The 25,851-nt window shown below is 68.3% G+C and carries 27 protein-coding genes; 14 read left to right on the top strand and 13 right to left on the bottom strand.

What is annotated here, in order from left to right:
• Positions 1–7: 7 nt before the first annotated feature.
• The 3 genes from HNQ67_RS07750 to flgF are packed head-to-tail and all read right to left on the bottom strand — an operon-like array spanning position 8 to position 2,133.
• The gene (locus HNQ67_RS07750; RefSeq protein WP_183254109.1) at positions 8–598 is read right to left on the bottom strand and encodes a flagella basal body P-ring formation protein FlgA; all 591 of its coding nucleotides are present in this window, start codon (positions 596–598) and stop codon (positions 8–10) included.
• Positions 595–1,383 (bottom strand): flagellar basal-body rod protein FlgG, encoded by a 789-nt coding sequence (gene flgG / locus HNQ67_RS07745; protein WP_183254107.1) that lies wholly within the window; start codon positions 1,381–1,383, stop codon positions 595–597. The genes HNQ67_RS07750 and flgG overlap by 4 nt, the downstream gene beginning before the upstream one ends.
• Before the next feature lie 12 nt (positions 1,384–1,395).
• Positions 1,396–2,133: a flagellar basal-body rod protein FlgF gene (gene flgF / locus HNQ67_RS07740; protein ID WP_183254105.1), complete on the bottom strand. Its 738-nt coding sequence runs from the start codon at positions 2,131–2,133 to the stop codon at positions 1,396–1,398.
• Between the two features lie 175 nt (positions 2,134–2,308).
• Here flgF and HNQ67_RS07735 point away from each other — a divergent pair, with 175 nt between their 5' ends.
• From HNQ67_RS07735 to HNQ67_RS07720, 4 genes are read left to right on the top strand one after another with little or no spacing between them, the layout of a single operon-like run.
• A complete protein-coding gene (locus tag HNQ67_RS07735) occupies positions 2,309–2,965 on the top strand; it encodes a flagellar basal body-associated FliL family protein (RefSeq protein WP_183254780.1) in 657 nt (218 codons plus the stop codon).
• Between the two features lie 56 nt (positions 2,966–3,021).
• A complete protein-coding gene (gene fliM / locus HNQ67_RS07730) occupies positions 3,022–4,035 on the top strand; it encodes a flagellar motor switch protein FliM (protein ID WP_183254778.1) in 1,014 nt (337 codons plus the stop codon).
• On the top strand, positions 4,035–4,571 hold the full coding sequence (locus HNQ67_RS07725) for a DUF6468 domain-containing protein (protein WP_183254103.1): 537 nt from the start codon (positions 4,035–4,037) through the stop codon (positions 4,569–4,571). Before fliM ends, HNQ67_RS07725 begins: the two co-directional genes overlap by 1 nt.
• Positions 4,572–4,603: 32 nt before the next feature.
• Positions 4,604–5,485 carry a MotE family protein gene (locus HNQ67_RS07720; RefSeq protein ID WP_183254101.1) on the top strand — a complete coding sequence of 294 codons (882 nt, stop codon included), beginning with the start codon at positions 4,604–4,606 and terminating at the stop codon, positions 5,483–5,485.
• Between the two features lie 91 nt (positions 5,486–5,576).
• Here HNQ67_RS07720 and HNQ67_RS07715 read toward each other — a convergent pair whose 3' ends face one another.
• Together HNQ67_RS07715 and folE are read right to left on the bottom strand one after the other, a co-directional pair.
• Positions 5,577–6,020 carry a biopolymer transporter ExbD gene (locus HNQ67_RS07715; RefSeq protein WP_183254100.1) on the bottom strand — a complete coding sequence of 148 codons (444 nt, stop codon included), beginning with the start codon at positions 6,018–6,020 and terminating at the stop codon, positions 5,577–5,579.
• 161 nt (positions 6,021–6,181) lie between these two features.
• Positions 6,182–6,799: a GTP cyclohydrolase I FolE gene (gene folE, locus HNQ67_RS07710; RefSeq protein WP_183254098.1), complete on the bottom strand. Its 618-nt coding sequence runs from the start codon at positions 6,797–6,799 to the stop codon at positions 6,182–6,184.
• Positions 6,800–6,963: 164 nt separating this feature from the next.
• Between folE and cysS the strand changes: the two genes are divergently transcribed.
• Positions 6,964–8,373, top strand: coding sequence for a cysteine--tRNA ligase (cysS, locus tag HNQ67_RS07705; protein WP_183254096.1), 1,410 nt, complete (start codon positions 6,964–6,966; stop codon positions 8,371–8,373).
• 590 nt (positions 8,374–8,963) lie between these two features.
• Here cysS and HNQ67_RS07700 read toward each other — a convergent pair.
• Genes HNQ67_RS07700 through HNQ67_RS07690 form a run of 3 tightly spaced genes read right to left on the bottom strand, consistent with a single transcriptional unit; the run spans position 8,964 to position 11,454 of the window.
• Entirely contained in the window at positions 8,964–9,173 is a 210-nt protein-coding gene (locus tag HNQ67_RS07700; protein WP_183254094.1) for a hypothetical protein, read from the bottom strand.
• 10 nt (positions 9,174–9,183) lie between these two features.
• Positions 9,184–9,630 carry a hypothetical protein gene (locus HNQ67_RS07695; protein WP_183254091.1) on the bottom strand — a complete coding sequence of 149 codons (447 nt, stop codon included), beginning with the start codon at positions 9,628–9,630 and terminating at the stop codon, positions 9,184–9,186.
• A 36-nt stretch (positions 9,631–9,666) separates the two neighbouring features.
• The gene (locus HNQ67_RS07690) at positions 9,667–11,454 is read right to left on the bottom strand and encodes a tetratricopeptide repeat protein (RefSeq protein WP_183254089.1); all 1,788 of its coding nucleotides are present in this window, start codon (positions 11,452–11,454) and stop codon (positions 9,667–9,669) included.
• A 128-nt stretch (positions 11,455–11,582) separates the two neighbouring features.
• Between HNQ67_RS07690 and flbT the strand changes: the two genes are divergently transcribed.
• Together flbT and flaF are read left to right on the top strand one after the other, a co-directional pair.
• Positions 11,583–12,005 (top strand): flagellar biosynthesis repressor FlbT, encoded by a 423-nt coding sequence (gene flbT / locus HNQ67_RS07685; protein ID WP_183254087.1) that lies wholly within the window; start codon positions 11,583–11,585, stop codon positions 12,003–12,005.
• Entirely contained in the window at positions 11,965–12,339 is a 375-nt protein-coding gene (gene flaF, locus HNQ67_RS07680; protein ID WP_183254085.1) for a flagellar biosynthesis regulator FlaF, read from the top strand. The genes flbT and flaF overlap by 41 nt, the downstream gene beginning before the upstream one ends.
• On the opposite strand, the gene HNQ67_RS07675 is transcribed toward flaF, so the two are convergent.
• Entirely contained in the window at positions 12,336–13,613 is a 1,278-nt protein-coding gene (locus HNQ67_RS07675) for a lytic murein transglycosylase (RefSeq protein WP_183254083.1), read from the bottom strand. The genes flaF and HNQ67_RS07675 overlap by 4 nt on opposite strands.
• 437 nt (positions 13,614–14,050) lie before the next feature.
• Between HNQ67_RS07675 and ykgO the strand changes: the two genes are divergently transcribed.
• The 3 genes from ykgO (at position 14,051) to HNQ67_RS07660 (ending at position 14,942) form a co-directional block, all read left to right on the top strand.
• Positions 14,051–14,176, top strand: coding sequence for a type B 50S ribosomal protein L36 (gene ykgO, locus HNQ67_RS07670; RefSeq protein WP_168044709.1), 126 nt, complete (start codon positions 14,051–14,053; stop codon positions 14,174–14,176).
• 134 nt (positions 14,177–14,310) lie between these two features.
• Positions 14,311–14,586: a nucleoid-associated protein GapR gene (gene gapR, locus HNQ67_RS07665; RefSeq protein WP_183254080.1), complete on the top strand. Its 276-nt coding sequence runs from the start codon at positions 14,311–14,313 to the stop codon at positions 14,584–14,586.
• Positions 14,587–14,588: 2 nt separating this feature from the next.
• Positions 14,589–14,942: a hypothetical protein gene (locus HNQ67_RS07660; RefSeq protein WP_183254776.1), complete on the top strand. Its 354-nt coding sequence runs from the start codon at positions 14,589–14,591 to the stop codon at positions 14,940–14,942.
• Here HNQ67_RS07660 and HNQ67_RS07655 read toward each other — a convergent pair whose 3' ends face one another.
• Positions 14,943–17,717, bottom strand: a complete 2,775-nt coding sequence (locus tag HNQ67_RS07655; RefSeq protein ID WP_183254078.1) for a TonB-dependent receptor plug domain-containing protein — start codon at positions 17,715–17,717, stop codon at positions 14,943–14,945.
• Between the two features lie 178 nt (positions 17,718–17,895).
• Positions 17,896–19,389 (bottom strand): sigma-54-dependent transcriptional regulator, encoded by a 1,494-nt coding sequence (locus HNQ67_RS07650; protein WP_183254076.1) that lies wholly within the window; start codon positions 19,387–19,389, stop codon positions 17,896–17,898.
• A gap of 449 nt (positions 19,390–19,838) precedes the next feature.
• Here HNQ67_RS07650 and rplJ point away from each other — a divergent pair, with 449 nt between their 5' ends.
• From rplJ to HNQ67_RS07630, 4 genes are all read left to right on the top strand, one after another.
• Complete coding sequence (gene rplJ / locus HNQ67_RS07645) at positions 19,839–20,354, top strand: 50S ribosomal protein L10 (RefSeq protein WP_183254074.1); 516 nt, start codon at positions 19,839–19,841, stop codon at positions 20,352–20,354.
• A 66-nt stretch (positions 20,355–20,420) separates the two neighbouring features.
• Entirely contained in the window at positions 20,421–20,810 is a 390-nt protein-coding gene (rplL, locus tag HNQ67_RS07640; protein WP_183254072.1) for a 50S ribosomal protein L7/L12, read from the top strand.
• Between the two features lie 157 nt (positions 20,811–20,967).
• Positions 20,968–21,348 (top strand): hypothetical protein, encoded by a 381-nt coding sequence (locus HNQ67_RS07635; protein ID WP_183254070.1) that lies wholly within the window; start codon positions 20,968–20,970, stop codon positions 21,346–21,348.
• A 185-nt stretch (positions 21,349–21,533) separates the two neighbouring features.
• Entirely contained in the window at positions 21,534–21,911 is a 378-nt protein-coding gene (locus HNQ67_RS07630) for a hypothetical protein (protein WP_183254068.1), read from the top strand.
• On the opposite strand, the gene HNQ67_RS07625 is transcribed toward HNQ67_RS07630, so the two are convergent.
• Complete coding sequence (locus HNQ67_RS07625) at positions 21,912–23,873, bottom strand: M61 family metallopeptidase (RefSeq protein WP_343054851.1); 1,962 nt, start codon at positions 23,871–23,873, stop codon at positions 21,912–21,914.
• 16 nt (positions 23,874–23,889) lie between these two features.
• Positions 23,890–25,836, bottom strand: a complete 1,947-nt coding sequence (locus tag HNQ67_RS07620; protein WP_425486345.1) for a M61 family metallopeptidase — start codon at positions 25,834–25,836, stop codon at positions 23,890–23,892.
• Positions 25,837–25,851: the final 15 nt, after the last annotated feature.

Here is a 25,851-nt window from a genome sequence, read left to right as displayed (position 1 = left end):
TTTCCCTCTAGCGGGCGGCGAGCTGATGGGTGCGGATGGTCTGGGCCCCCGGGCCGGCGATGGCCTGGCCCGGCGCGGTCGCGACGGCGTCGAAGACGCGGCCGGATTGCAGGTTGCGGATGGCCAGGCGCTGCCCTTCGGCGGCGTTGCCTTCGGCCCGGCCGGTGATGGTCAGGCGCACGCCGGGGGCTTCGTAGATCACCTCGACGATGTCGTTGCGGCTGATCATCCGGTCGGCGTAGGCCGCGCGGACCGGCAGGGCGCGGGCCGGGGCGGGGGCCGCCGTTGCGGCGGCGGGACCCTGGACGGTCGCCGGCGCGACAGCGGCGTGGCGCACCACGACCCGGCGCAGCCCGGTCGGATTTGCCCAGTCGAGCCCCGCCTGCCGCGCCATGGCCTGCAACTGGCCCGCCTCGAACACGGCCGAGGGGCCCGAACGGGCGCCGATCACGACGCCCGAGGCCGATCCGGCCCCGTCGAACAGGTCGCCGAGCGTGATCTGCCCGTCCGCATCGACCGGATTGGCCTTGAGGGTGACCGGGCCGGCGAGGGCGGGCCCCGCCAGCAGCAGCGCGGCGACGGCGATCAGGGCCCTCATGACTTCACCTGCGCGCCGACCGACAGCATCTGGTCGGCGGTGGTGATGACCTTGGAGTTCATCTCATAGGCCCGCTGGGCGATGATCAGGGCGCTGATCTCGACCACGGCGTCGACATTCGAGGACTCGGTATAGCCTTGCAGCAGGTTGCCGAAGCCGGGCTCGCCGGGCGCGCCGACGTTGGCGGGACCCGAGGCCGCCGTCTCGAGCAGCAGATTATCGCCGATGGCCTCTAGGCCGGCCTCGTTGAAGAAGGTCGCCAGTTCCAGCTGGCCGATCACCTGCGGTTCGGGCGAGCCCTGGGTCAGGACCTGGACCTGGCCGGTCTTGGACACCGCGACGTCGATGGCGTCCTGCGGGATCGAGATGTTCGGCTGCACCGCATAACCGTCGTCGGTGACCAGCTGGCCTTCGCCATTGACCGAAAAGTTGCCGGCCCGGGTGAAGGCGGTTTCGCCCGACGGCATCAGGATCTGGAAATAACCCCGTCCATCAATCGCCATGTCGTAGCGGTTGCCGGTCTGGCTTGGCGTGCCCTGCTCGACGACGCGGTAGACCGAGCCGGCCTTGACGCCCGCGCCGATCTGGATGCCGGTCGGGACGACCGTGCCCTGGCTGGACGACTGCGCGCCCATGCGTTCGACGTTCTGGTACAGCAGGTCCTGGAACTCGGCCCGCTGACGCTTGAAGCCGACCGTGTTCATGTTGGCGATGTTGTTGGAGATGACCTCCACGTTCAGCTGCTGGGCGGCCATGCCCGAGGCGGCGGTTCTGAGCGCTCTCATGTCCCGTTCTCCTTAAGCGGCCCGGCCCAGGCGCTCGACGGCGCGCCGGGACAGGTCGTTGGTGTTCTCGATCATCTTGGTCACGCTCTCGTAGGCGCGCTGAATCTCGATCAGATTGGTGATCTCGAGGATCGGATTGACGTTGGAGCCCTCCAGCATGGCCTGACGCACCTGCACGTCGTTGGCGGCCACGGGGGCGGCGTTGGAGGCGTTGCGGTAGAGGCCGTCGCCGCTCTTCTCGAGCACGCCGAGGGTGTCGAAGCGGACCACGCTCAGCCGGCCGACCAGCTGGCCGTCTTGGCTGATGGTGCCGTCGGCGGCTACGCTAACCTTACCCAGCGCGGGGTTCAGCACGATGTCGCCGCCGTCGCCCTGCACCGCCGCGCCGCCCTGGGTGGTCAGCCGGCCTTCGGGGTCGAGGGTGAAGGCGCCGTCGCGGGTGTAGGCGTCGCCGTTGCCGTCCTTCAGCGCGAAGAAGGCGCCTTCGCCCTCGATGGCGAAGTCCAGCGTCCGGCCGGTCTGGCCCAGCGCGCCCTGCCCGAAGTCGCGGCCGACGCCGTTGTCGATGACGAAGCTGACGCCCGGGCGGACGAAGGCGTTGCGGGCCCGCTCGCCGACCTCTTCGCCGAGCAGCAGCTGTTCGACCTTGAACCCGGTCGTGTCCGCATTGGCGATGTTGTTGGCCACGATGTCGAGTTCGCGGCGCAGCGTCATCTGACGTGACAGTCCCACATAGGCGGCGTTTTCCACGGGCGGCTCCTTTCGCCCGATCCCTCGCAACGGCCGTGCCAACGGGGTTAACCCAGGCGGGACGGGCCTTTCAGCCGCAAGGCCCTCCCCGGCGCCCGGCAGGATTTGCCGGTTCTTAGCGCCTCGTTAACCAAAAACCGCTCGTATGGAGCGAGAGATTCTCGGGGCGCGCGGCATGTTCAAATTCGGCAAGAAGAAGGGTGGGGCGGCCGCGGGCGACGACGCCGCCGTGCCGGCCGTCACCGACGGCGAAACGGTGGACGGCGATACCGCCGCGCCGAAGAAAAAGAAGCTACCCCTGTTGTTCATCATCATCCCCGCCGCCCTCGTGGTGCTGGGCGGAGGCGGCGGCGCGGCCTTCTTCCTGATGCAGCCCAAGGCCGAGGCGGCCGAAGGCGGCGATCACGGCAAGGCGGCCAAGAAGGACGACGGCCACGGCAAGGCCGACAAGAAGGGCGGGGATGGCCACGGCGCGCCGGCCGGCGACGCCGACCCCGCGCTCGGCGTCATCGCCGAAGGCCCCGACGGCGTCACCTTCTACACCCTGCCGGACATGGTGGTGAACATTCAGGATCCGTCGGGCAAGCCGACCTTCCTCAAGCTGAAGCTGACGCTGGAGATGCACGACCACGCCCTGGCCGAGCACCTGCAGGCCGAGATGCCACGGTTGCAGGACATGTTCCAGGGCTTCCTGCGCGAACTGCGGCCCGATGATCTGGCCGGTTCGGCCGGCAGTTTCCAGCTGCGCGCCGAAATCCTTCGCCGGGTCAACCTGATCGCCGCCCCGGGCAAGGTCGACGCCGTCCTGATTGAAGAAATGCTGGTGCAGTAGGCATGACCGACGCCGCCTTCGCCGAAGACCCCCATCCGCTCGACGAAGTGGAGCCGATGGCCGATCTGGACGCGCCGGCGAAGTCCGAACGCGTCCTCAATCAGGACGAGATCGACAGCCTGCTCGGCTTCGACCTCGGCGACGACGACGGCTCTGAACGGTCCGGCATCCGGGCCATCATCAACTCGGCCCTGGTCTCCTACGAGCGCCTGCCGATGCTGGAGATCGTCTTCGACCGCCTCGTGCGGTTGATGACCACCTCCCTGCGCAACTTCACCTCGGACAACGTCGAGGTCAGCCTGGACACCATCTCGTCGATCCGTTTCGGCGACTATCTGAACTCCATCCCCCTGCCGGCGATCCTGGCGGTGTTCCGGGCTGAGGAACTCGACAACTACGGCCTGCTGACGGTCGATTCGAACCTGATCTATTCGATCGTCGACGTGCTGCTCGGCGGCCGCCGGGGCACCGCCGCCCTGCGCATCGAGGGCCGACCCTACACCACCATCGAGCGGGTGCTGGTCCAGCGCATGGTCGAGGTCGTGCTGGCCGACGCCCGCGCCGCCTTCGAGCCGCTGACCCCGGTGCATTTCAATCTCGACCGGCTGGAGACCAACCCCCGCTTCGCGGCCATCGCCCGGCCCGCCAACGCCGCCATCCTGGTCAAGCTGCGCATCGATATGGAGGACCGCGGCGGGCGCATCGAGCTGCTGCTGCCCTACGCCACCCTCGAACCCATCCGGAAGATGCTGCTGCAGCAGTTCATGGGTGAGAAATTCGGCCGCGACAACATCTGGGAAGGCCACCTGGCCACCGAACTCTGGAGCACCGGCACCGAGGTCCGCGCCGTGCTGGACGAGCAGCAGCTGCCGCTGTCGCAGGTGCTGAACTTCAAGGTCGGCGACACCCTGATGCTCAACGCCACCCCGGATTCGGAGATTTCGGTCCGCGCCGGATCGATCCCGCTGACCACCGGCCGCATGGGCCGCAAGGGCCAGCATATCGCGGTCCGCGTCGAGGCGCCGATCGATGTCGAGACCGCCACGAGCCTCGCGAAGGGAAGACGCTGATGACCGGACTGATCCTCGACGGCGTGCTGATGGTGCTGCTGGTCGCCGCCCTCGGTTACGGCGTGCGGCTGGAGCGCAAGCTGGCCGCCCTGCGCGAGGGTCAGCAGGCCTTCGCCTCCGCTGTCACTGACCTCAATGCCGCCGCCGGTCGGGCCGAGGCCGCCCTGGCCTCCCTGCGCGCCTCGGGGCAGGAGACCGATCTGCTGCACGACCGCATCATCAAGGCCCGCGAGGTCAAGGCCCAGCTTGAGGTCCTGATCGCCCGCGGTCCCGCGCCGGCCCCCGCGGCGGTCCCCGAGCCTGTCAGGGCTCCCGCTCCGGCTCCGGCCGCGCCGGCCTCGCTGGACGATGAACGGGCGGCCCGCATGGCCGCCTTGGCCGAGCGCATCCAGGGCCTGGCCGCGCCCGCCCGGTCCCGCGCCCCCGGCGGCGGCAACGTCGCCGCCATTCTCGGCGCCATGACCGCTAACCAAACCGCGAAGCAAAACCTCAACCGGGCGCGCCGCAGTCTGGACGAAGACCTGTTCGCCGCCTGATCGCGGTCCCTTTTTCCTACGAGTAGCCGATCATGAGCAAGATCCCCCGCCTGCTGCCCCTGATCGCCGTCGCCATCGGCGGCGTCGTGGTCGTCCGCGCCGTCGGCGTCGCCCCCGGCCTGTTCGAGGGGGCCCGGGCCTGGGCCGAGGAGGCCGTGCCGGCCGCCGCCGCCGCCACGCCCGCCCCCGCCGTCTGCGCCCTGACGCCCGAGCAACTGGCTCAGCAGGCCGGCCTGTCCCCGGCCGAGATGCGCATCCTCAACGCTCTCAAGGACCGCCGCGCCGAGCTCGACGTCCGCGACGAGGACATGGCCTCCATGCTGCCGCTGATGATGGCCGCCGAGCAGAAGCTGGAAGCCAGGACCGCCGCTCTCGAGGCGATCAAGACCGAAGTCCAGACCCTGCTGGGCCAGGTCGGCGAGCGCGAGCAGGCCGAGGTCGACCGGCTCGTCGCCGTCTATTCCGCCATGCGTCCGCGCGAGGCGGCCCGGGTGTTCGCCACCCTCGCCGACGACGTGCGTCTGCCGGTCGCCGCCGCCATGCGCCCGCGTTCGCTGGCCGCCGTCATGGCCCAGATGGAGCCGGCCGCCGCCCGCGAGCTGACCGAGAAACTGGCCGGCCGCTTCGCCGCCCAGCGCCGTCTCGCCGCCCGCGCCGCCGCCGCCGAAAGCGAGCCTGCCCCGGCCGCGCCTCAGCCGGCCGCCGCCCCGCCCGAGGCCGCCAAGCCCGCCGCCGCCGAACCTCCGGCCGCCCGTCCCGCCGCGCGCCCGCCGGCGCGCCGTCCCGCCGCCCGTCCGGCCGCCCGCACCCCGGCGCCCGCGCCCGCCCAGGCCGAGCCCGCCGGCGAACGCCCCTACCAGCCCGCGGCGGCCGAGAGCGCCCCTCCCGAACGCCCCCGCCAGTCGGTCCAGTAACCTTCTCCCCTTGGGGAAGAGGGGCTGCGCAACGAAAAAGGGCCGCCTCCTTCCCGGAAGCGGCCCTTGATCGTTGAACGGGTCGAAAACCCTATTCGATGTCTTCGTTCAGCAGGCCGACCTTGAAGAAGCCCTTGGCCTGCAGCTCGTTCATCACTTCCATGAACTGGTTGTAGGTGACTTCCGGGTCGGCGCGGATGAAGACGCGCTCTTCCTTGCAGGCCGGGTCCCCGCCGCCGAGGGCGGTGCAGACGTCCGACGCCAGGCCTTCCAGCGAGGACTGCTGATCGGCGATGAAGATCGAGCCGGTTTCCTGGACCGTGATATAGACCGGATCCTTCTGTTCCATGCCCGGGGGCGGGGGCACCGCGGGCGGCAGGTCGAGGCGGATCGACACGGTGGCCATCGGCGCCGCGACCATGAAGATGATCAGCAGCACCAGCATGATGTCGACGAACGGCGTGACGTTGATGTCCGCGTTCTGGCTAATGGTGTGGCCTTTGCCGCCACCGGGTCCGGAAAGTTTGGCGCCCATGCGCTTGTTCTCCATCAGGCCCGGCGCGACACGCGGCGAGCGACGCTTATAGCTTCGGACCGTCTCTTGGCGTTCCCGGCCCGGCTTGTAAAGCGGGTTCGGGCCGAAGAGGGTTCCATCGGGGCGCCCATCCCCGGATTACGCCTCCGGGGCGAGCGATTTCAGCCTTTGGCGAGCTTCAGGAACCGGTCCTTCAGCGCCGCGTCCGACTTGAAAGCGCCAGTGAACCGGGTGGTGATGGTGGAAACGTGGCGGTGGTGCACGCCCCGCGTCGTCATGCACTGGTGCTCGGCGTCGATAAGGATGGCCACGCCCTGCGGCTGCAGATGTGATTCGATGGCCGCGGCGATCTGGTTGGTCAGGACTTCCTGCGTCTGCAGCCGGCGGGCGAAAATCTCGACCACCCGGGCCAGCTTGGAGATGCCGACCACCTTCTCGTTCGGGATGTAGGCGACGAAGGCCTTGCCGAGGAACGGCGCCATATGGTGCTCGCAGTGACTTTCGACCTCGATGTCGCGCAGCAGCACCATGTCGTCATAGCCCTGCACGTCCTCGAAGGTGCGGCTCAGCTCCTTCTCGACGTCGGCGTCATAGCCGTCGAACCATTCGCCATAGGCGTCCACGACCCGCTTGGGCGTGTCGACCAGGCCCGGCCGGTCCGGATCGTCGCCGGCCCAGGCCAGCAGGGTGCGCACGGCCTCGAGCGCCTGCTCGCGGCTGGGGCGTTGAACTTCGTCGTTGTCGCCGACCAGGACGGGCTTGACGGGGGTGACGCTCATTCTCGATCTCTGAAGCGACGAAGTAGCGCCGGGGCGAAGGCCACCGGAAGGACGCGCGCCGCTCTCCCTTTATTCTGGCCCGACATACTGTCGAGTATGGGGCAAGGGCGCTATATGGGCGATCCCGTCCGTACCGCAAGAAAACTCAAGGCGCCTGCTGCCCTATGCCGCTGACGATCCACGACACCCTGCACCGCGAAAAGCGCGTGTTCGAGCCGCGCGACCCGGAGCGGGTGACCCTCTATGTCTGCGGCCCCACGGTCTATGACTACGCCCACATCGGCAACGCCCGCCCACCGGTAGTCTTCGACGTGCTGGTCCGGCTGCTGCGCCGCCAGTACGGGGCCGACAGGGTCGTCTACGCCCGCAACGTCACCGACGTGGACGACAAGATCAATCAGAAGGCGGCGAAGGAAGGCGTGCCGATCGGCGAGGTCACGGCCCGCTACGAGGCCGCCTATCTCGAGGACATGGCCCGGCTCAACGTCTCGCCGCCGGACATCGCCCCGCACGTCACCGACCATATGGACGCCATTGTCGCCCAGATCGGCGCCATCGTGGATCAGGGCTGCGCCTACGCCGCCGAGGGACACGTCCTGTTCGACGTCTCGTCCTACGAGACCTACGGCAAGCTCTCGGGCCGCAATCTCGACGACATGATCGCCGGGGCCCGGGTCGAGGTCGCCCCCTACAAGAAGAACCCCCACGACTTCGTCCTCTGGAAGCCTTCGAAAGAGGGCGAACCGTCCTGGCCGTCGCCGTGGGGCGAGGGCCGCCCCGGCTGGCACATCGAATGCTCGGCCATGATCGAACAGACCCTCGGCCTGCCCATCGACATCCACGGCGGCGGCGTCGATCTGGTCTTTCCGCACCATGAGAACGAGATCGCCCAGGGCGTCTGCGCCCACGGCCACGCCCACGACCCCTCGGCCCACGCGCAATACAGCCGCTACTGGATGCACAACGGCTTCCTGACCGTCGACGCCGAGAAGATGTCCAAGTCGATCGGCAACGTCCTGCTGCTGCACGACCTCGTTCAGGCCATCCCGGGCGAAGTGGTTCGCTGGGCCCTGCTGTCGGCCCATTATCGTCAGCCCCTCGACTGGAACCAGTCCCTGCTGGACCAGAGCCGCAAGGCGCTGGACCGCCTCTACGGCGCCCTGCACCGGTCGGCCGCCGTCGAGGCCTCCACCGATGAGCCGCCGGCCGACTTTCTCAAGTCCATCGAGGACGACATCAACACCCCCGGCGCCATGGCGACTCTGTTCGCCCTGTCCAGCGAGATCGAGCGCGGCATGACCGCCGGCGACCATGGCGTCGTGGCCCGCGCCCGGGGCGAGCTGATCGCCGCCGCCGCCATCCTCGGCGTACTGCAGTCGAACCCGGCCGAATGGCTTGAGGGCGAGGTTTCCGACACCCTGCGCGCCGAGGTCGAGACCCTGCTCGAGCAACGCGCCGCCGCCCGCGCGGCGAAGGACTGGGCCGAGGCCGACCGCATCCGTGACCGCCTCAACGCCTTGAACGTGATCGTCATGGACGGCCCCGACGGCGCGACGTGGCGGGTGAAAGGGTAGCAACGGATGTCCTTCTCCCCGTGGGGAAGAAGGAAAGCGCAATTGCTGCGCTGCAAGTTAATGTGCAATCCGCCTATCGAAAACGCCCAACCCGTTGTTTTCCTTGCTCCCGGTTCGTGATCGAGCGTCCTGAACCCGCCTGAGGGCGGCGGGGGTTTAGGATGGGGCATCCCGTCGGTGGGGAGGGCGTCGGATCCACGTTCTCGATGTCGGCGGGCTGTGGTCGAGCGATGAAGCCCGGGCGACGGAGAGTCCGGGGGTCCTCGTCGGGCAGGGATGGATCCTGCCCGCTTGCTCGCCGCGCGCTAATGGAAGCGGGCTGCTGACGTCAGCAACATGCCGTCATGTCCGCCCCGCGTCGGGTTCAGCAATGACCCTGGCGGTGATCCGGCAAGGCTCGAATGACAGGGCCGCCAGCCGGAGGGCGCGTGGAAAACGACCGCGCGGGGCAGTCTGTCTCGTCGAAACGGTATTCACATCCCAACCGGGCGAGGCCCGGCTGTCCCGCGCCCTCCCCAACCGCTTTTCCCGAAGCGGCGCAGAGCCATGCCTGCTGCCTCTCCGACCGGGGAGGCGGCGTGCGGCGGCTCTCAGGTGATCTGCTTGCTCGCCGGCGGATCGCTGGCGGGGAAGCTTTCCTCGAGGCTCTCGTCGATCAGGGCCTCCTGCCGGCTCTCCGCCTTGCGCTCGTCCATGTTCAGCTGGTCGGGCTTGCCCTCCTTGCGCGGGGCCTTGTGGGCATGGGGCGCGTCGTCGGCGGGGGCCTGCTGATGTTGAGGGTTGTGGGTCTCGTTGGTCATCGCGGTATCCTCAGTTCGAGGGATGGTCTTCGTCGCCGTCCGGGCCGTAGCCGAGATCGGAGATGTCGTCGTCGGAGAGGCGTTTGGCCTCCCAGTGCGCCGCGCTGGCCTGCGCCCCGCGCGAGTTCCGCATCAGGCCGGAATAGACCAGTTCGATCTCGTCAGGTCCGCTGACGCCCCCGCTCTCGCCGTCGATCTCGGTCAGGCGCTGGCCGTCGACGCCAAGCAAGGCGTCGGCCTCGGCCTCCACGCCAGAGGCGCCGAGCTCCTCGTCGAGATCGTCGACAAACTCATCCTCGGTCTCTTCCTCGTCCGCATCGCCGGCAGCCTGGGTGACGTCCAGAACCGGATCGGCCTCGTCCAGCAACACATCGCCGTCGCCCTCATCGTCGATGTGGGTTTCGTCATAGGTTTCAGACTGTTCCTGATCGTCGGCGTAGTCGTCGCGTACGGGCATGGGGACCTCCCTGTTCGGGAGATCAACGCCCCTGCGTCAGCGCGCGTTCCCCGCCGCGACCGCTTCCTCCAGCGCCGCCCGGATGCGGGTGATCGCTCCCTCCCAGTCCGGGAAGCTGTCACGCCGGAAATAACGCAGGTGCGGATAGAACGGATACCGCTCCGTGCCGAGGAAATGCCAGTCGTCAGGGGCCGTGATCATCCAGGCGGTTCCGCCGACGGCCGCCGCCAGGTTGGTCCCGGCGATGCCGGGGCCGATGACCAGGTCCAGCGCCGCCGACAGGGCCGCGACGTCCTCCAGATCGTCCTTCAGGTCGATCGGCGGAGTCCAGATCGACACGCCTGCCGCCTCCGCCGTCGCCAGATCGTCAGCGACGTCGCCGCACTGCAGATTGACCATCACCGTCCCCGGTGTGGTCAGCACCGGCCGCCAGCGCTCGAAGCTCGAGAAATAGCGCGCCCGCGATCCGGTCAGCACCAGGCTCTTCCAGTGCAGGCCGACCTTCAGCCCCGGCCCCAGCTTCTCCAACTCGGCCGTCCAATAGGCGACCTTGTCGGCATCCGGGACGAGGTAGCCACGCCGCTCGGGGAAGGCCTCTACGGACGGGCGGTAGACCGCCAGCAGCGAGGCCATCGGTATCCAGGCATCGACGCCCCCCTCGATTTCCTCGACGAAGGGCACATAGCGGGTGATCCGTCCTTCCAGCTTGACCGAGCGGTGCCCGCCCACGACGGCGGCGGGGAAGGCGCGCTGGAACAGGCCGATCAGGCGCGGCTCGACCGCCACGACAACCTGCCCCTCGGGCCCCACGGCCTCGATGGCGTCGCCGATGCAGGTCCCGAAGACCATTTCGTCGGCCAGTCCCTGCTCGCCGACGATCAGCAGGCGCTTGCCGCGGATCTCCTCCGTCGTCGGGTCCCAGCGCGGGGCCTCGAGCGCGACCCGCATGGCCTCGGGCAGATGCGGGTCCAGCCGCACCTCATAGGCCTCGAAGCCTTCGGGAATGCGGCCCAGCGTCATCAGCAGCATGGCCCGCGCCATCTGCATCATGGCTCGTTCGTAGGGGCTCTCGGCCCCGGGCAGGGCGGCGTCGACATCCTCCAGCGCGCCCGCCGCGTCGCCCAGCGGCTGGCGGGCGTTGGCCCGGTTGTAGCGCGCCTTGGCGAACGCCGGATCATGCCGCAGCGCCTCCTCGAAGAAGGTCAGGGCCGTGCTCATGTCGCCCTGGTCGCTCAGCACCGTACCCAGGGTGTTCCACAGCACCGGCGATTCGGGCTCGACCCCCAGCAGCGCCTTCAACGTCTCGACGGCGTCGCCATAGCGCTTCTGGTCGCGCTGGACGCAGGCCAGATTGTTGGTCGCCTCCACATGCCCCGGGTCGGTGGCGAGGTATTTCAGCAGCAGCTTCTCGGCGATCTCCAGATAGCCCATCTGCTGCGCGAGCCGGCCGAGGTCGTGGGCCACGTCGGTCTCGTTGGGCAGCAGCTGAAGCGCCGCTTCATAGGCCAGCAGCGCCTGTCCCAGATCGCCCGACTTCTCGCGGCAGATGGCCAGCACATGCCAGGCCAGACCGTTGGTTTCGTCCATCTTCAGGGCGTCGAGCGCCCGTTTGGCGCCGAGGGCGAAATCGCCCGCCCGGATCGCCACCAGGGCCGCTTTGAGCTTCTCCAGCGCCTTGCGCTGGGCCTTCACTCCCAGTTTGGGGGTGGCCAGCTGGCGCGACAGCCTGCGGATGGCTTCGGGGGAGGCGGAGTCGCCGGCGACCCCCTGGGCGGCGGGCGCGAACGCGTGAACTTGTTCGGGCGACAACTCGACGGCGGGCATGCGGTGATCCTGCGGTTATCCGGCGATGATGGACACCGGATCACAAGGGATGATTAACCACGACTCTTTAGCCTGCGTTCGTTCCCGGCTTCCTAACGTCGCCGTGCGCCTGTGAGGAGACGCCCCGAATGCCGCTGAAGCTGTCGCTCAAGCCCGGCGAGAAATTCGTTCTCAATGGAGCCGTCGTCCAGAACGGCGACCGCCGTGGCGTGCTGATCCTGCAGAACAAGGCCAGCGTGCTGCGCGAGAAGGACATCATGCAGCCAGAGGACGTCACCAGCCCGGCGAAGCGAGTCTACTTCCCCGTGATGATGATGTACCTCGACGAAAGCGCGGCGCCGAAGGTCTATGACGAGTTTGCGATGCGGCTGACCGAGTTCATGGGCGCGACACGCAATCCGCAGGTGCTGGCGGACTGCGTGGCGGCGTCGCGGCATGTGATGTCGCGCGAATACTACAAGGCGCTGATGGCGGCCCGGAAACTGGTGGATTACGAGGAAGGTCTGGCGAATGTCGCTTCAGGCGTACAAGACCGCGGCGACGCGAGCTGAAAACCCGCGCGAGATGGAGTATCGGCTGTTCGGGCAGGTCACCCGGGCGCTGATGCACGCCTCGACGGTGGATGTGACCGACGTCGCTACGCGCATCGACGCCCTCGACTGGAATCGTCGCCTGTGGTCGACCCTGGCCACCGACTGCGCCAGCCCGGACAACGCCATGGACAAGTCGCTTCGGGCCCAGATCATCTCGATCAGCCTGTTCGTCAGCAAACACTCGTCGGCGGTGATGCGCGGCGAGGACGACTTCGAGGCCCTGATCGACATCAACAAGATGGTCATGCAGGGGCTGGCCGGCCCCGGGTCGGGCGCGGCCGAGGCCGCCTAACCCGCCCGACGAATCAGCTCGTCGGCGAGCTCGGCGGTGAGATAGCCGTCCGCCAGTCGTCCGTTGGCGATCTGCCAGCGGCGCAGGGCGGCCCGCGTATTGGCGCCGATGACCCCGTCGACCCCCTGGGTGTCGAAGCCCATGACCGTCAGCGCGCGCTGCGCCCCGACGCGCTGGTCGCGTGACAGCGGGCCGTCGTCCGGCCAGGTCCCGACCAACCCCGGCCGGCCCTGGATGCCGTCCGCGGTCAGGCCGATGGCCAGCGCATAGCTGACAGAGTTGTTGTAGCGGCGGATGACATAGTGATTGGGCAGGGCGAGGAAGGCGGGGCCGCGGGCGCCCTGCGGCAGCAGGATGGTCGCCTCCTCGCGCGCTTCCGCGGCGTTCGGCGCGCCGCCGTGCGCCAGGGTCACGCCCTTCGCCGCCCAGTACGCCCAGGGATGGCGCGGCCCCTCGGCTTCGGAATAGTCGAAATTGGACGGCAGGCGGACCTCGTAGCCCCACGTCTGACCGCGCTTCCAGCCGGCCTGGGCCAACAGGTTGGCGGCCGAGGCGAGGGCGTCGGCGTCCGAGCCCCAGATGTCGACCTTGCCGTCCCCGTTCTGGTCGACGCCGAGACGCAGATAGTTGTCCGGCATAAACTGGGTCTGGCCCATGGCCCCGGCCCAGCTGCCCTTCAGCCCCGCGCGGGAACGCCGGCCGTCGACGACGATATCCAAAGCGTCCTTCAGCTGGGCTTCGGCCCAGTCCCGGCGGCGGCCATCATACGCCAGCGTCGCCAACGACCGGATCACGTCGAAATCGCCCTGCACCTGACCGAAGGCCGACTCCTGGGCCCAGACGGCGACGAGAATTTCCGACGGCACGCCGTAGCGTTGCACCACGGACCACGGCGCCCGATCGGTGCGCTGGCGGGCCTGGGCGATCCGCGTCGCGGTGACGGCGTTTTGGATGTAGGCTCCGGCGGGGCGGCTGAACTCGGGCTGGTTTCTGTCGAGTCGGATCACCGCGGGGTCGGGCTCCAGCCCGGCCAGTTCCCGCTCGTAGGCCGCCCGGCGAGACCCGCCGTGACGCGCGAGGAAGCCCTGCTTCCAGCCGTCGAACCCGGCCTGGTCCACGGCGGGCGCGGCAGGGGCGGGCGCGGGGGGCGTGGCGGGAGCCGGCTCCGGCTGGACAGGCGCCGGCGTCGGAGGCGCCGCGGGCGGCGGGTCGGGCAACATGGGCGCGCAGGCGGCGACCGTTCCGACGAGGATGAGGCGAAGGCTGAAACGCATGATCTGCAAGCTAGTCTCCCGGGCGCCCCGGGCCCTCATAACAAGTCCGCGAGTCTGGCGCGACGCCTACAGCGCCCGGATGGAGAAAGCGTTGCCGTGAATTCCCCGTTCGGGGTCCCTAACCCTCGTTCTCGACGACGCTGTAACCGGTCCGGGCGCACGGGGCCGGCCTCTTTGAGACAGAGTATGGCCCGGTGGCGGAGGGCGACGCGTCGGGCCAGCAACCCCGAGGATCCTCTGTCCGACCCGGCGGCCAGGCCTCCGTCTCTCGCCGGCGAAAACCCCTGTCTCTCTGGTTGACGCGCCGCACAAGCCTCTCTATACGCACCGCTCCGCCGCAGGTCCGCCTCGCGGCTTTTCTGTTTGGCTTCGCCTCGAGACGCGCTCAAGCACTGAGCCGCCGCGTGGCGAAGGGTAGCGCTCCAAGGATTACGACCATGAAGGTCCGCAGCTCGCTCAAGTCGCTCAAGGGTCGCCACCGCGACTGCAAGGTCGTGCGCCGCAAGGGCGTGGTCTATGTGATCAACAAGACCGACCCGCGCTTCAAGGCCAAACAGGGCTAAGCGCCTTCGCGCCGGTTCCGGCGCGGCCGAAAGTTTCGAGGCTGCGGACTTGTCCGCAGCCTTTTTCGCGCCCGTCGTTGAGTCGGGCCGTGCGACGTGGTTAGCGTCAACCTGTCTTTCCGGAGTTCTTTCCCATGGCTGATGACGCCGCCTTCGACTCGTCCCCCGACGTCCTGACCTCGTCCGCCCAGGGCCGGCTGCGCACCATCATCGAGCGGCTGGAGCGGCTGGAAGAGGACAAGCAGGCGGTGATGGCCGACATGAAGGAGGTCTTCGCCGAGGCCAAGGGCGAGGGCTACGACGTCAAGGTGCTGCGCAAGGTCATCCGCATCCGCAAGCAGGACAAGGCCAAGCGGCAGGAGGAGGAGGCGATCCTCGACCTCTACATGTCCGCCCTCGGCGAGATCTGACCCTGAAGCGAACCGGCTTTGGCGGTGGAAAAGGCGGTTCGAAGAAGCCGCCCTCTCCGTTCGAGGCCGAACGCAAGGCTGCCCAGCGCGCGGCCCTCAACGCCCTCAGGCGCGCCAAACGAGCCGCCGACAAGGCCGGGGTCTCCCTGTCCGAATGGGAAGGCGAGTTCCTCGATTCCGTGTCCGATCGGGTGAAGACCCACGGTCGCGCCTTCGGCGACCCCGAACTGGGCGCCCCGGGTCAGGCCCTGTCGTCGATGCAGGGGCGCAAGCTCAAGGAAATCACGGCCAAGGCCAGGGGCGAAGAGCCGAAGCGGCGCTGGGGGCGCAAGGTCCCCAAGCCCTCGGACGATTAATCAGAACAGGATCTTGCGCAACGACAGGCTGATGCTGCGACCCTCGGGGTCGAGGTAGTCCGGCTGGTAGGTCAGCGGCGTGTCGCCGGCGCTGCTGGTCACCTCGGTGCGGCTGTCGAACAGATTGTTGATGCCCAGCTGCACCCGCGCGCCCTTCAGCCACGAATAGCGCTCGACCCAGGAAGTCCGCGCCCCGAGATCCATGAACATGTTCAGGTTGACCGTGGTCCGGCCCGAGAAATTCAGGTCCGGCCCGGTTCCGCCGTCGACACGGGTGTCGTCCGTCCAGTTGGCCCGCAGGAAGGCGCCCATCCCGTCCTTGAACACGCCCACCTGGCCCTGAAGCTCGTGACGCGGGCTGCCGCCGCGTCCGGAGGTGGCGGCGCCGTCCAGCAGGTCGAGGACCGGGATGCCGTCGGCGATCAGGATCTCATCCTGGAGGCGGTAGGTATGGTAGATCGAGATCATGTAGCGGCCCTGACCCGGCTGCATGCCGCCGCCCCGGCCGCCTCCGATCGCGCGCATGACTGGCCCGCCGCCGCCCTCCCGGCGCTCCCCCCGGGGACCATCGCCTCCGCCCGGGCCGCGCACGACCACCGGCCCGCCCTGCGCGGCCCCGGGCGCCGCTCGCGGCGTCGGGGTTCCGAACGCCTTCGAGAAGTTGAAGCCGGTGCGGATGTCCTCGCGTTCGGCCCGGGCGAAGTTCAGGGGCGTGGCGTCGATCGAGATCAGATTGCCGGCCGGGTCACGCGTGAAGCGGGCGGGCAGGGCGGCTTCCAGCTCGGAGGTGATGGTCGGGAAGCTGTTGATCGAATCCTCGATCGACGTGCGGGTCCAGGTCGAATTGATCCTCAGGTTCTCGTCGGTGAACGGCTGCAGGGTGATCCCGGCCTTCCAGACCCGCCGGGTCTCGGGATCGAGGTTGGGGTTGCCGCCCTCGATCCGCGTGATCTGCACGGTTTCGCCATTGGGGCCGGCGGCGAAGTCGAACACCGGGACGTTCGGCGTCGCAATGACCGGATTATTGAGCTGGCTGATGCTCGGGGATCCTTCCTCGTCGGTGAAGCTGGCGAGGAAGGACAGCTTCTCGATCGGGGACCAGTTCACCGTCGCGCCGAGGATTGACAGGCCGCCGAAGTCGGACAGGTCCTCGAAACCGGCGTTGAGGCTGACCGACAGATCGCCGAGCGCGGGCAAAACCCCGGTGCGGCGGCTGGCGACCGGCAGGGTCACATTGGTCAGACCGCTGAGGCGGTCGCGCGACTGCTTGCGCTCGGTGGTGACGCCGCCGCGCGTGCTGGCCGAGTCGAGGGACAGGGTGTCGGCCCCGACCTTGAACGTCGTCGAGACCCCGCCGGCGGGGAGCTCCCAGAGGTCGCCGGTCAACACGAACTCGGTGTCGATCCGCTGGGACACGGAGCGGGCGGTATCATTGGCGACGACCGTGAAGTCGACCGGAGCCAGCGCGCCGAACGGATTGGCGGTCGCGTCGCCGCTGTCGAGGCGAGTCTGGAAGGGGGCCGCGCCGTAGCCTCGACCGGTGACGGTGTCGGTCTCGTTGCGCGTGAACTCGCCATTGAAGGTCCAGCGCCAGTCCTCGCCGAGGAAGCCGTCCAGCAGGAAGCCGGCCTCGCTGGTCAGGGTGTCCGTCTGGCGACCGAGGGCCGCGGCGTCGTCCAGATAACGGTAGACCAGCACGTCTTCGGCGAAGGGCGAGAAGGGATTCCCGTCCGGCAGGGTCAGCGTCACTCCCGGCAGGCCGTTGAAGCTGCGGTTGCTTTCGTCCCTCAGGCTGGCGCTGAAGGTCACCGCGGTCTCGCTGTTGAGATCGGTCTTGATCGTACCGCTGACCTCGGCCCGCTCGGTTGCGGACATCAGGGTGCGGTAGGCGCCCAGATCACCCGTGCGCGGATCGCCATAGGCCGCCGCGAAATCGTTCAGGGTGAAGCCGGCGGTCGGGACCGGGGCCACGGTCGCGACCTCGCCCACCTGGCCCGACAGCGCCGGATCGATCTCGTCGCCGAAAGGCAGGCCCGAAATGTTGCCGGTCAGGTCGTAGGGTGTGGACCCCGGGTCGCGGATCAGGTCGCGCTCGCTCTCGAACAGCGGCGTGGCGCGTTCGTATTCCAGCTCCATCGACCAGCGTTGGGCGCCGGAGATGCGCAGGAGATTGGTCTCAAGCTCGTTAACGGTGCGACCGCCGGCGGTGGGCACGCGGCCTTCGACCTGGGCCGTGATCGAACGGAAATTGGCCTTGAGCACGAAGTTCACTACGCGCTGGTCGGCGCGGTATCCGTATTCGAGCGCCACTTCCTCCGGAAGGATGTCGACCCGCTCGATCGCCTCGGGCGGGATCCCGGCGATCTCCCGGAAGCCCGAGATGCGCCGGCCGTTGACCAGCATGACCGGCTGCCCGCCCGATCCCCGTGAACTGCGGGTGAGCGGTTCCAGGTAGGTCAGCAGTTCGGAAATGCTGGACGCGCCGTAGGACTGAATATCTTCGGCGGTCAGGGTCACGTCCGGCGGGATGTCGCTGTCGACGCTGCCGCGCGGCCGCGTGGTCGACACGTCGACGGTGCCCAGGTCGACGGCGTTGGCTCGCTCCTCCTCCGAAAGGGCCGGAGTGGCGGGTTCCGGATCCTGCGAGGCCGCTGGTCGCGGCTCGGGCTGCTGCTGCGGCGGCGCCTCCCGACGCGCGGCAGGAGAGGCCGGAGCCGGCGCTGTCTGGATCGCGCCGGCCATCAGGCCGGACAGGGCGGTGGTCACGAGAAGCATACGACGTTCCAGAACGGGGGAGGGACAACGCGTTCAACGTGCCGCTCCAGCATTTCCGTCGTGTTTCACCGGCGAAACCGGAAGTTGCGGCTCAAAGCGTTTCGCACGCCGGTCGCCTGGACCTCCAGTGAACTCTCGGCGTGATCGTCGGGTTTTCTTGAGGCGTGGCTCCGAAGGCTCAGCCCGCTTCCTTCAGCACGCCCTCGAGACCTTGCTCGCGGACCTTGCGGTACAGGGTCGAGCGGCCGATGCCGAGCCGGCGCGCGATCTCGGACATGTGGCCGGCGTAGACCTCGATGGCGTGCTGGATCAGGTCGCGCTCGATCTCCTCCAGCGTCCGCAGATGGCCGCGCTCGTCGATGATGCGGATCGGCGTCTCGGGCAGGGGCGGCAGACCGACGGCCGAAGCCTCCGATGTTTCGTCCGAGGCCTCGCGGTCTCCCTCGCGGTCCCCCTCGCGGTCCCCCTCGCCGTGTTCCGTTGGCAGGAAGGGGGCGGCGACTCCGGAGATGGCCGGGAAGTCGTGCGGCTGCAGGAAGGGCGAGTCCGACAGCACGATGGCGCGGTAGACAGCGTTCTCCAGCTGGCGGACATTGCCCGGCCAGTCGAAGCCCGAAAGCAGGGTCAAGGTCTCGGTCGCGCAGCCAGCCACGCGCTTGCCTTCCTCGACGTTGAAACGGGCGACGAAATGCTCGACCAGGGCCGGGATGTCCTCGCGCCGCTCGCGCAGGGCCGGGGCCTCGATGGGGAAGACGTTGAGCCGGTAGAACAGGTCCTCGCGGAAGCGACCGTCGCGCACCTGTTCCGCCAGATCGCGATTGGTGGCCGAGACGATGCGCACATCGACCTTGACCGACCTCTTGGAGCCGACCGGGTCGATCTCCCCCTCCTGCAGGGCGCGCAGCAGCTTGACCTGCATGTCCAGCGGCAGTTCGCCGATCTCGTCGAGGAACAGGGTGCCGCCGTTGGCCTCGGCGAACTTGCCCAGATGCTTTTCGCTGGCGCCGGTGAAGCTGCCCTTCTCGTGACCGAACAGGATCGACTCGACCAGATTGACCGGCAGGGCGCCGCAGTTGACGGCCACGAACGGCTTGCCGGCGCGGTCCGAGGCCCCGTGCAGGGCGCGGGCGATGACTTCCTTGCCGACGCCGCTCTCGCCGGTGATCAGGACCGGGATCGACGACTTGGCGGCCCGGAGGCCCAGCGACTTGACCATTCGCATCGGCGCGCTCTGGCCGACCAGATCGTCGAACGAGGTGCGCCCGGCGACGTGCTTCTTCAGCCTTCCCACCTCGGCGGTCAGCTGGGTCATCTGCAGGGCGTTGCGGACGCCGACCAGCAGGCGTTCGGCCGAGACCGGCTTGACGAAGAAGTCCTGGGCGCCGGCCTGCATGGCCTTGACCACGGCGTCGACCCCGCCCGAGGCGGTCAGCACGATCACCGGCGTCGTCACGCCCGCCGTGCGCATCTCGGCGAGGGCTTCCATGCCGCTCATGCCCGGCATGATCATGTCCAGCAGCACCACGTCGGCCCCGCCGCCCTTGGTCAGCCGGTCGATGGCCTCGCCGCCGGATTCGGCGTGGACCACGGCGTAGCCTTCGCGCTCCAGCACCGCCTGCGCCAGGCGGCGCTGGGTGGGATCGTCGTCGACCACGAGTATGGTGCGGCTCATTTTCGGTCGCCCTTCATCATCACGTCCGGGGCCGGCCCTCGTTTGTCGGGACTGGCTCATTCCGGGACGTTTCTAGGCCCGATAAGGTGAAGATCGGGTTGGAGGGCAGGGTGAGCGCAGGGTTAACGGGCGCTCGGGGCATCGACGCTTGAATCCCCGCCGGTTCCGTGTATAGAGCGCGCCTTCTCCGTCGCAGCTTCGGCAGCGGCGGTCCTGTCCGAGAACTTCGGGGCGTGGGGGCCACCCACACCGTAAATGCCAGAGAGCCCTCTGGCGCCGTGGGGAGATGGGGATGCGGACGACGCCAGACGCTCCGGTATCCGGACGTCGGGGTTCGAGCTTCCTTCGGACAATACGACCGGCCTGAACGCATCGCGGCGACGCGGCGCGCCTTGGCCAATCCGTCGTCGGGAATAAGCCCGGCGGCGAATACCAGACTGGAGACCGCAATGGACCGCGCACAAAAAGCCGAGTCGATCGAGACGCTCAAGGGCGTTTTCGCCGACGCGGGCGCCGTGGTCGTGACCCACAACCTGGGTCTGACCGTTGCGGACATGGAAGACCTGCGTGGACGCCTCCGCAAGGAAGGCGGCACGTTCAAGGTGGTCAAGAACCGCCTGGCGCTCAAGGCGCTCGAAGCCGACGAAGGCAGCGACTACCACGGCCTGTTCAAGGGTCCCGTGGGCATCGCCTACGCCGACGACGCGGTGACGGCCGCCAAGATCACCGCCGAATACGCCAAGGCGAATGACAAGTTCATCGTCCTCGGCGGCTTCATGGGTGAAAAGGTTCTGGACGCGAAAGGCGTGGAGACTCTCTCCAAACTGCCGTCGCTGGATCAGATCCGCGCCTCGCTGCTCGGCCTGCTCAACGCTCCCGCGACCAAGATCGCCGGCGTCGTGCAAGCTCCGGCCGGCCAACTGGCCCGGGTGTTCAACGCCTACGCCACCAAGGACGCCGCGTAAGCGGACCGCCGACTTTCATCTCTGCAAACCTCTCTCTGAACCCAAATCCTCCGAAGGAACCTACCCATGGCCGATCTCGCCAAAATCGTTGAAGACCTGTCGAAGCTGACCGTTCTGGAAGCCGCCGAACTGTCCAAGCTGCTGGAAGAAAAGTGGGGCGTCAGCGCCGCTGCTCCGGTCGCCATGGCCATGCCGGGTGCCGGCGGCGGCGCCGGTGCGCCGGCCGAAGCGGCTGAAGAGCAGACCGAGTTCACCGTCGTCCTGCTGGACGGTGGCGACAAGAAGATCAACGTCATCAAGGAAGTCCGCGGCGTCCGTTCGGACCTCGGCCTGAAGGAAGCCAAGGACCTGGTCGAAGGCGCTCCGCAGAACGTCGTCGAGAACGTCTCGAAGCAGAACGCCGACGAAATCGCCAAGAAGCTGACGGAAGCCGGCGCCAAGGTGCAGGTCAAGTAAGCCTTTTGGTTCGCCCCACGCGCTTCGCGCTGCCTGAGGGCGATCCGACTGACTTTGCGAACGGGCCGGGGAGCGATCCCCGGCCCGTTTTGCTTGCGCGCGGCATGGACAGCCGCCGCCGGTTGTGGCCCCCTACGTCGGTAATGGGAGGGGTTCCATGAGATCGAATATCGTCGTCATCGCCGTCGCCGCGACGCTGGGCCTCGCCGCCTGCGACAATCTCGCGACCGGGCGCGATCTGCCGCCGCCGCCGGGACCGCCCGCACCGCCGTCGCCGGACCTGCCGATGACCGCGGCCAAGGCCCGGCTGATCATGGGCACGCTCTCGAACACCTGCATGGAGCTGGCGACGCTCAAATACGACATCCACGCCTGCGAGCTGAAGCAGGGCAAAGCGGCGGACGAGGAAGCCCTGCGCACCGAATTGCGCGATCTGCGCTGGAACCTGCAAAAGCTGACGCCCGATGAGGCGTCGGCCCAGTGCGCGGCGCAGACCACCGAACTGCGCAAGACGCCGAAGCCGCGGGCCTGCTGGTAGGGCGTCGATCCTGAGACCCGCCGCCCGGGATGCGTTGGCCCCACCCGGCAGGCGTCGCGTCTCCTGCAACCGGTCATCCGCGAAGCAGTTGGAGCAGGATGACAGGTATTCGGCCTTTCGGTCTGACGATTGCCGCCCTTGGCCTCTGGGGATGCGCGACCGCGTCCGTTGAGAACGGGGACGTCGTGGCATTGCCAACTGCCGGGGAGCGCCCCGACATTCATCTGACCCCTTTGCTGGCGGGAACGGTGATCCTCGACGACGGCTGCCTCTACGTCGCCCAGCCGGGCGGCCCCCGCCGATATGTCATCTGGCCCTATGGCACGCGTGTGGAGACGTCCGGCGGGCGCCTGGTTCTGGTCAACGGAAGGACCCGGGTCGCGGTCGGAGACGAGGTCGCACTCGGCGGAGGCAGCTTTCCGGCAGACGCTCCCGGCGCTTCCGTCTTCGCCGCTCCCCCGCCTCCGGCTCGTTGCGTCGGAGCGGGTGAAGAGGTCTTCGGCGCATCTACGCTGGAGCCGCTCGCCTCGTTCGAGCGCCGTCACCGGCGCGTACGGGACTGATCAATGCCGCCGCGGGGCGAAGATGTCGGCCAGCCGGTCGCGGGTTCCGGGGATGCGAACGAGACGCGGGTAGCGCAGGCCGCCATAGTAGTCGAAGCTCAGGGTGCGGAACTCATCGCCCCGTTTGACCACCAGCACGATCGGATCGCTCCCGCGCCTGGCGGCGGTCACCGCCTCGCGCAGCGCCTCGGCCGAGGCCGTACGGTCGCCGACGGCCACCAGCTCCCAGCCGTGGCCCAGTCCCTGTTCGAAGGCCAGGCCGCCCCAGCGCACGCCGGTGATGCGGTTCCCCGACCCCAGGGTGAAGCCCAGGGAATACTGGAAGTCGCCGCCCCAGCCGCCCATCATCCGCTTCTCCAGCGGGGTCAGATCGTCGACGTACGTCAGGCGCCAGCCGGCCCGCTCGATCCCGTCCAGCGGAGCCTCCGCGTCCGGTCCGACGGCGTCCAGCCGCGTCCGCAGGAAGGTCGCCCAGTCGTGGGGGTGGACCGCGTTCAGGTGCTCGACGACGTCCTCGAATGCGTAGGGCCGCGCCTCCCACACCCCGTCCTCGACGCCGTAGAAGGCCCTGGCGAAGTCATCGAGCGACCTGCGCTCGCGCGTCGCCTCCCGGATCAGGGTGTCGGCGTCCAGCCAGATCAGCAGAGCTTCGCGATAGTAGTCGCCGGTGCCCCGCATCCATGACGACCACGGGTTGGTCAGCCGGTAGCCGAGCAGGTTCTGGTTGGTGGTGTCCTGCAGCGCCCGCCAATGCCGTCCCGGCTGCTGGTCGTAAAAGCCGGCCACCTCGGCGAGGTTGACCACCGCCTCCTCGAACGTCCCCAGCCCGGAGCGGGGGGTCAGGACATCGCCCCAGTATTCCGTCTGCCCCTCATACACCCACATCAGGCTGTTCTGGGTCGGAACGTTGAAATTGGGCACATACTCGTCTGACGGGCGACGGAATTTGCCGTTCCAGCTGTGCACATACTCGTGCGGCAGCAGGCCGCGCGAGCCGTAGGACGGCGTGGCCGTGCTGAAGTAGTTCACCGCGGCGGTGTTCTCGGACGACCGGTGATGCTCCAGACCGATGCCGCCCAGCTTGGAGGTGAGGCCCAGCAGGAATTCGTAGCGGTCGAAATGCCGGGCGCCGAAGAGATAGTCGGCCTGGTCCACCAACGCCTCGTATTTGGCGATCCATTCGGGCGTCGCATTGATCGAGGCGGCGGTGTCGCCGACCAGATTGAGATGTACCGGAGAGCGGCCGCCCGGATCGATGTCGACGCGGCGGTAATGCTTGCCCGCGAACATCGGACTGTCGGCCAGATGCTCCAGCGAGATCGGCGCGAAAGTCGCGACATTCCCCTCGCGCGAAACGGTGTCCAGCGCCACGCCGTAGTTCCAGCCCTCCGGCAGCACCACCGAGGCGGCGAAGGTGATCCGGTCGTGGTTGTAGCCCGCCGGATACAGCAGGGCCTTCTCCCACTGCAGGTTGACGATCTCGTCGGTCATGACCACGCGCCAGGTCGCGTTATCCGGCTGGGTCAGCCATTCGAAATCGACCTCGATGGTTGCGACGCCCGCCGGAATGTCGAGGTGGAATGCGTGCGGATCGACCGTGTCGCGCACCCATTCAATGCGGTTTCCGTTTCCGGTGACGGTCAGGCCGGAGATCAGCTGGATCGGCCCGGTGTCGGCGTGGTTGCCGGGGATGAATTTGGGATATTGCAGCACCAGCGGCCCGGCGCTGACCGGCACGGTCTGGCGCACGCGGATGACCTTGTGGTCCAGGTCGGTCAGATCGACGCGAATGCCGATCGTGCCCGGATAGTCCCGATCCTGCGGCGCCGGGATCGGCGGCGGCGCGTAGGGCAGGCTGGTCGGCGCGGGCAGGGGCGTCTGCGCCTGCGAGGCCGGGACCTGAGCGAGAGCCGGCACGGAGGCTGAGGCCAGCAACAGGGCGAGGGCGGCGTATTTCATCATCGGTCGGTCCTCGCGATCAGCGGCGGCGGGGGGCGAGGATGTCGCCCAGACGGTCGGGCGTTCCCTCGATCCGCTCGAGGTGCGGGTACCTCAGGCCGTCGTGGTAGTCGAAACGCACCGTCCGGAACCGCTCTCCGTTCTTGAGCATCATCTCGATCGGCGTCGCATTGCCCTTGGAGGCGGTGATGGCCTCGGCGATCACTGCCGGGCTGGCGGCGCGGCCGTTCACGGCCACTACTTCCCAGCCCGAGGTCAGCCCCGCCTCGAAGGCCGGCGAGCCCCAGCGCACCGTGGTGATGCGGTTCGAGCCGTTGGTCATTACGCCCAGCGAATACTGGAAATCGTTGCGGCCCAGTTCGTCGTACAGCGCCTTGTGATAGGCGTTCATGGCCTCGCGCCAAACCAACCGGTAGCCCCCGCGCTCGATGCCGCCCAGCGGCGGAGCGGCGTCGGGGCCGACGGCGTCGAGGCGGGTCCGCAGGAATTCCGCCCAGTCGTTCTCCGCCACCCCATCCAGCGTCGAGGTGATGTCGGCGAAGGTATAAGGCCGCGGGTCCCAGTCGCCGTCGTCGATCCCGAAGAAGGCTTTGGCGAAGTCGTCCAGAGACCTGCGGCCGTTGGTCCGCTCGCGGATCCAGGTGTCGGCGTCCAGCCAGATCAGGGCGCCTTCGGAATAGTAGTCCTCGCTGCGCTGATAGGTGCTCCACGGCTGGGGGCGGCGGCGAGCGATGATCGGATCGTTGACGGTGTCCTGCATGGCGCGCCACTGGCGCCCCGGCATGGTCCCGTAGTTGGCGGCGGTCATGGCGAACCAGTCCAACGCGTGCTGCTTGCTGGACAGGCCGGCCCGCGCCGTGAGCACCCGGCCCCAATACTGCGTCTGGCCTTCGTAGACCCAGAGCAGGGAGTTTTGCAGCGGTTCGTTCAGGGTGGCGGTCAGCTGATCGGCCGGCCGGCGCCACTTGCCGTTCCAGGAGTGGACATATTCGTGACCCAGCAGGTCCTGGTCGGCCAGGGTCGCCGTCGGGGCGGTGAAATAACGGACATCGACGCTGTTCTCCGACGAGCGCTGGTGCTCCAGCCCGATGCCGCCCAGCTTGTCCGTGACCGCCAACAGGAAGTCGTAGCGGTCGAAATGGCGGGCCCCGAACAGCCGGTCAGCCTGATCGACCAGATTGCGGTGCAGTTCGATGTGGGCGTCCGTGGCCGCCAGCATGTCGGCCTCGTCGGCGACCACGTTGAGCCGCACCGGCGAACGGCCGCCCGGATCGAGGTCGATCTGGCGATAGTGGCGCCCGGCGAACACCGGGCTGTCGGCGAAATGCTCGAGACTGATCGGCGCGAAGGTCGCGAGGCCGTTCTGGAAACTCTGCGTCTCCAGCGCCGTGCCGTACTGCCAGCCCGCCGGCAGGCGCAGCGTCGGCCGGAAGGTGATGCCGCTGGAATCGTAGCCCGCAGGATAGAGCAGGGCCTTCTCCCACTGGATGTTGAGCATGTCGTCGGTGATGACGACCCGGCCCTGATTGCCGTCGATCGGGGTCAGCCATTTGAACGAAGCCTCGACCTCGCTGACTCCCGCCGGAACCTCGACCTGAAAGGCGCTGGTGTGGACGGTGTTGCGCACCCAGCGCAGCGGCTGGCCGTCGGCGGTGATCCTCAGATCGGCGATGTCGTCGACCGGACCGACCGGGCCGTGGTTGCCGGGGATCCACTCCGGATAGAACAGAATCAGCGGACCCGGGCCGGTGACCGGGATGGTCTGTCTCACCGAGACGATCCGCCGGTCGATATCGGTGGCGTCCATGTCCAGCGAGATCACGCCCGGGTAGGGGGCGTCGCGCGGCGCCGGGATCGGCGCCAGCGCCCGGTCCAGCGCCGGCGTTCCGACCTGGGCCAGTGCGGGGGCCGAACCGCACAGCAGGGCGGCGGCGCAGGCGGAGGCGAGCAAGCGGGCGGATCGCATCATCGGGAGGCTCTC

The organism is Brevundimonas basaltis (genome assembly GCF_014202075.1).
Classification (GTDB): domain Bacteria; phylum Pseudomonadota; class Alphaproteobacteria; order Caulobacterales; family Caulobacteraceae; genus Brevundimonas; species Brevundimonas basaltis.
Note: the sequence above shows the minus strand (reverse complement) of the source record. Positions and strands in the feature narration are given on the sequence as shown.

Coding starts and splice junctions, on each gene's coding strand:
- HNQ67_RS07695 (WP_183254091.1), bottom strand. CDS start 9,630: ATGCCCGTACGCGACGACTACGCCGACGATCAGGAACAGTCTGAAACC.
- flaF (WP_183254085.1), top strand. CDS start 11,965: ATGTCGCTTCAGGCGTACAAGACCGCGGCGACGCGAGCTGAAAACCCG.
- HNQ67_RS07715 (WP_183254100.1), bottom strand. CDS start 6,020: ATGGGCGCCAAACTTTCCGGACCCGGTGGCGGCAAAGGCCACACCATT.
- HNQ67_RS07720 (WP_183254101.1), top strand. CDS start 4,604: ATGAGCAAGATCCCCCGCCTGCTGCCCCTGATCGCCGTCGCCATCGGC.
- HNQ67_RS07735 (WP_183254780.1), top strand. CDS start 2,309: ATGTTCAAATTCGGCAAGAAGAAGGGTGGGGCGGCCGCGGGCGACGAC.
- folE (WP_183254098.1), bottom strand. CDS start 6,799: ATGAGCGTCACCCCCGTCAAGCCCGTCCTGGTCGGCGACAACGACGAA.
- HNQ67_RS07625 (WP_343054851.1), bottom strand. CDS start 23,873: ATGATGAAATACGCCGCCCTCGCCCTGTTGCTGGCCTCAGCCTCCGTG.
- ykgO (WP_168044709.1), top strand. CDS start 14,051: ATGAAGGTCCGCAGCTCGCTCAAGTCGCTCAAGGGTCGCCACCGCGAC.
- gapR (WP_183254080.1), top strand. CDS start 14,311: ATGGCTGATGACGCCGCCTTCGACTCGTCCCCCGACGTCCTGACCTCG.
- rplL (WP_183254072.1), top strand. CDS start 20,421: ATGGCCGATCTCGCCAAAATCGTTGAAGACCTGTCGAAGCTGACCGTT.
- HNQ67_RS07700 (WP_183254094.1), bottom strand. CDS start 9,173: ATGACCAACGAGACCCACAACCCTCAACATCAGCAGGCCCCCGCCGAC.
- flbT (WP_183254087.1), top strand. CDS start 11,583: ATGCCGCTGAAGCTGTCGCTCAAGCCCGGCGAGAAATTCGTTCTCAAT.
- rplJ (WP_183254074.1), top strand. CDS start 19,839: ATGGACCGCGCACAAAAAGCCGAGTCGATCGAGACGCTCAAGGGCGTT.
- HNQ67_RS07725 (WP_183254103.1), top strand. CDS start 4,035: ATGACCGGACTGATCCTCGACGGCGTGCTGATGGTGCTGCTGGTCGCC.
- HNQ67_RS07690 (WP_183254089.1), bottom strand. CDS start 11,454: ATGCCCGCCGTCGAGTTGTCGCCCGAACAAGTTCACGCGTTCGCGCCC.
- HNQ67_RS07620 (WP_425486345.1), bottom strand. CDS start 25,836: ATGCGATCCGCCCGCTTGCTCGCCTCCGCCTGCGCCGCCGCCCTGCTG.
- HNQ67_RS07650 (WP_183254076.1), bottom strand. CDS start 19,389: ATGAGCCGCACCATACTCGTGGTCGACGACGATCCCACCCAGCGCCGC.
- HNQ67_RS07655 (WP_183254078.1), bottom strand. CDS start 17,717: ATGCTTCTCGTGACCACCGCCCTGTCCGGCCTGATGGCCGGCGCGATC.
- HNQ67_RS07675 (WP_183254083.1), bottom strand. CDS start 13,613: ATGCGTTTCAGCCTTCGCCTCATCCTCGTCGGAACGGTCGCCGCCTGC.
- fliM (WP_183254778.1), top strand. CDS start 3,022: ATGGCCGATCTGGACGCGCCGGCGAAGTCCGAACGCGTCCTCAATCAG.
- HNQ67_RS07750 (WP_183254109.1), bottom strand. CDS start 598: ATGAGGGCCCTGATCGCCGTCGCCGCGCTGCTGCTGGCGGGGCCCGCC.
- flgG (WP_183254107.1), bottom strand. CDS start 1,383: ATGAGAGCGCTCAGAACCGCCGCCTCGGGCATGGCCGCCCAGCAGCTG.
- HNQ67_RS07635 (WP_183254070.1), top strand. CDS start 20,968: ATGAGATCGAATATCGTCGTCATCGCCGTCGCCGCGACGCTGGGCCTC.
- cysS (WP_183254096.1), top strand. CDS start 6,964: ATGCCGCTGACGATCCACGACACCCTGCACCGCGAAAAGCGCGTGTTC.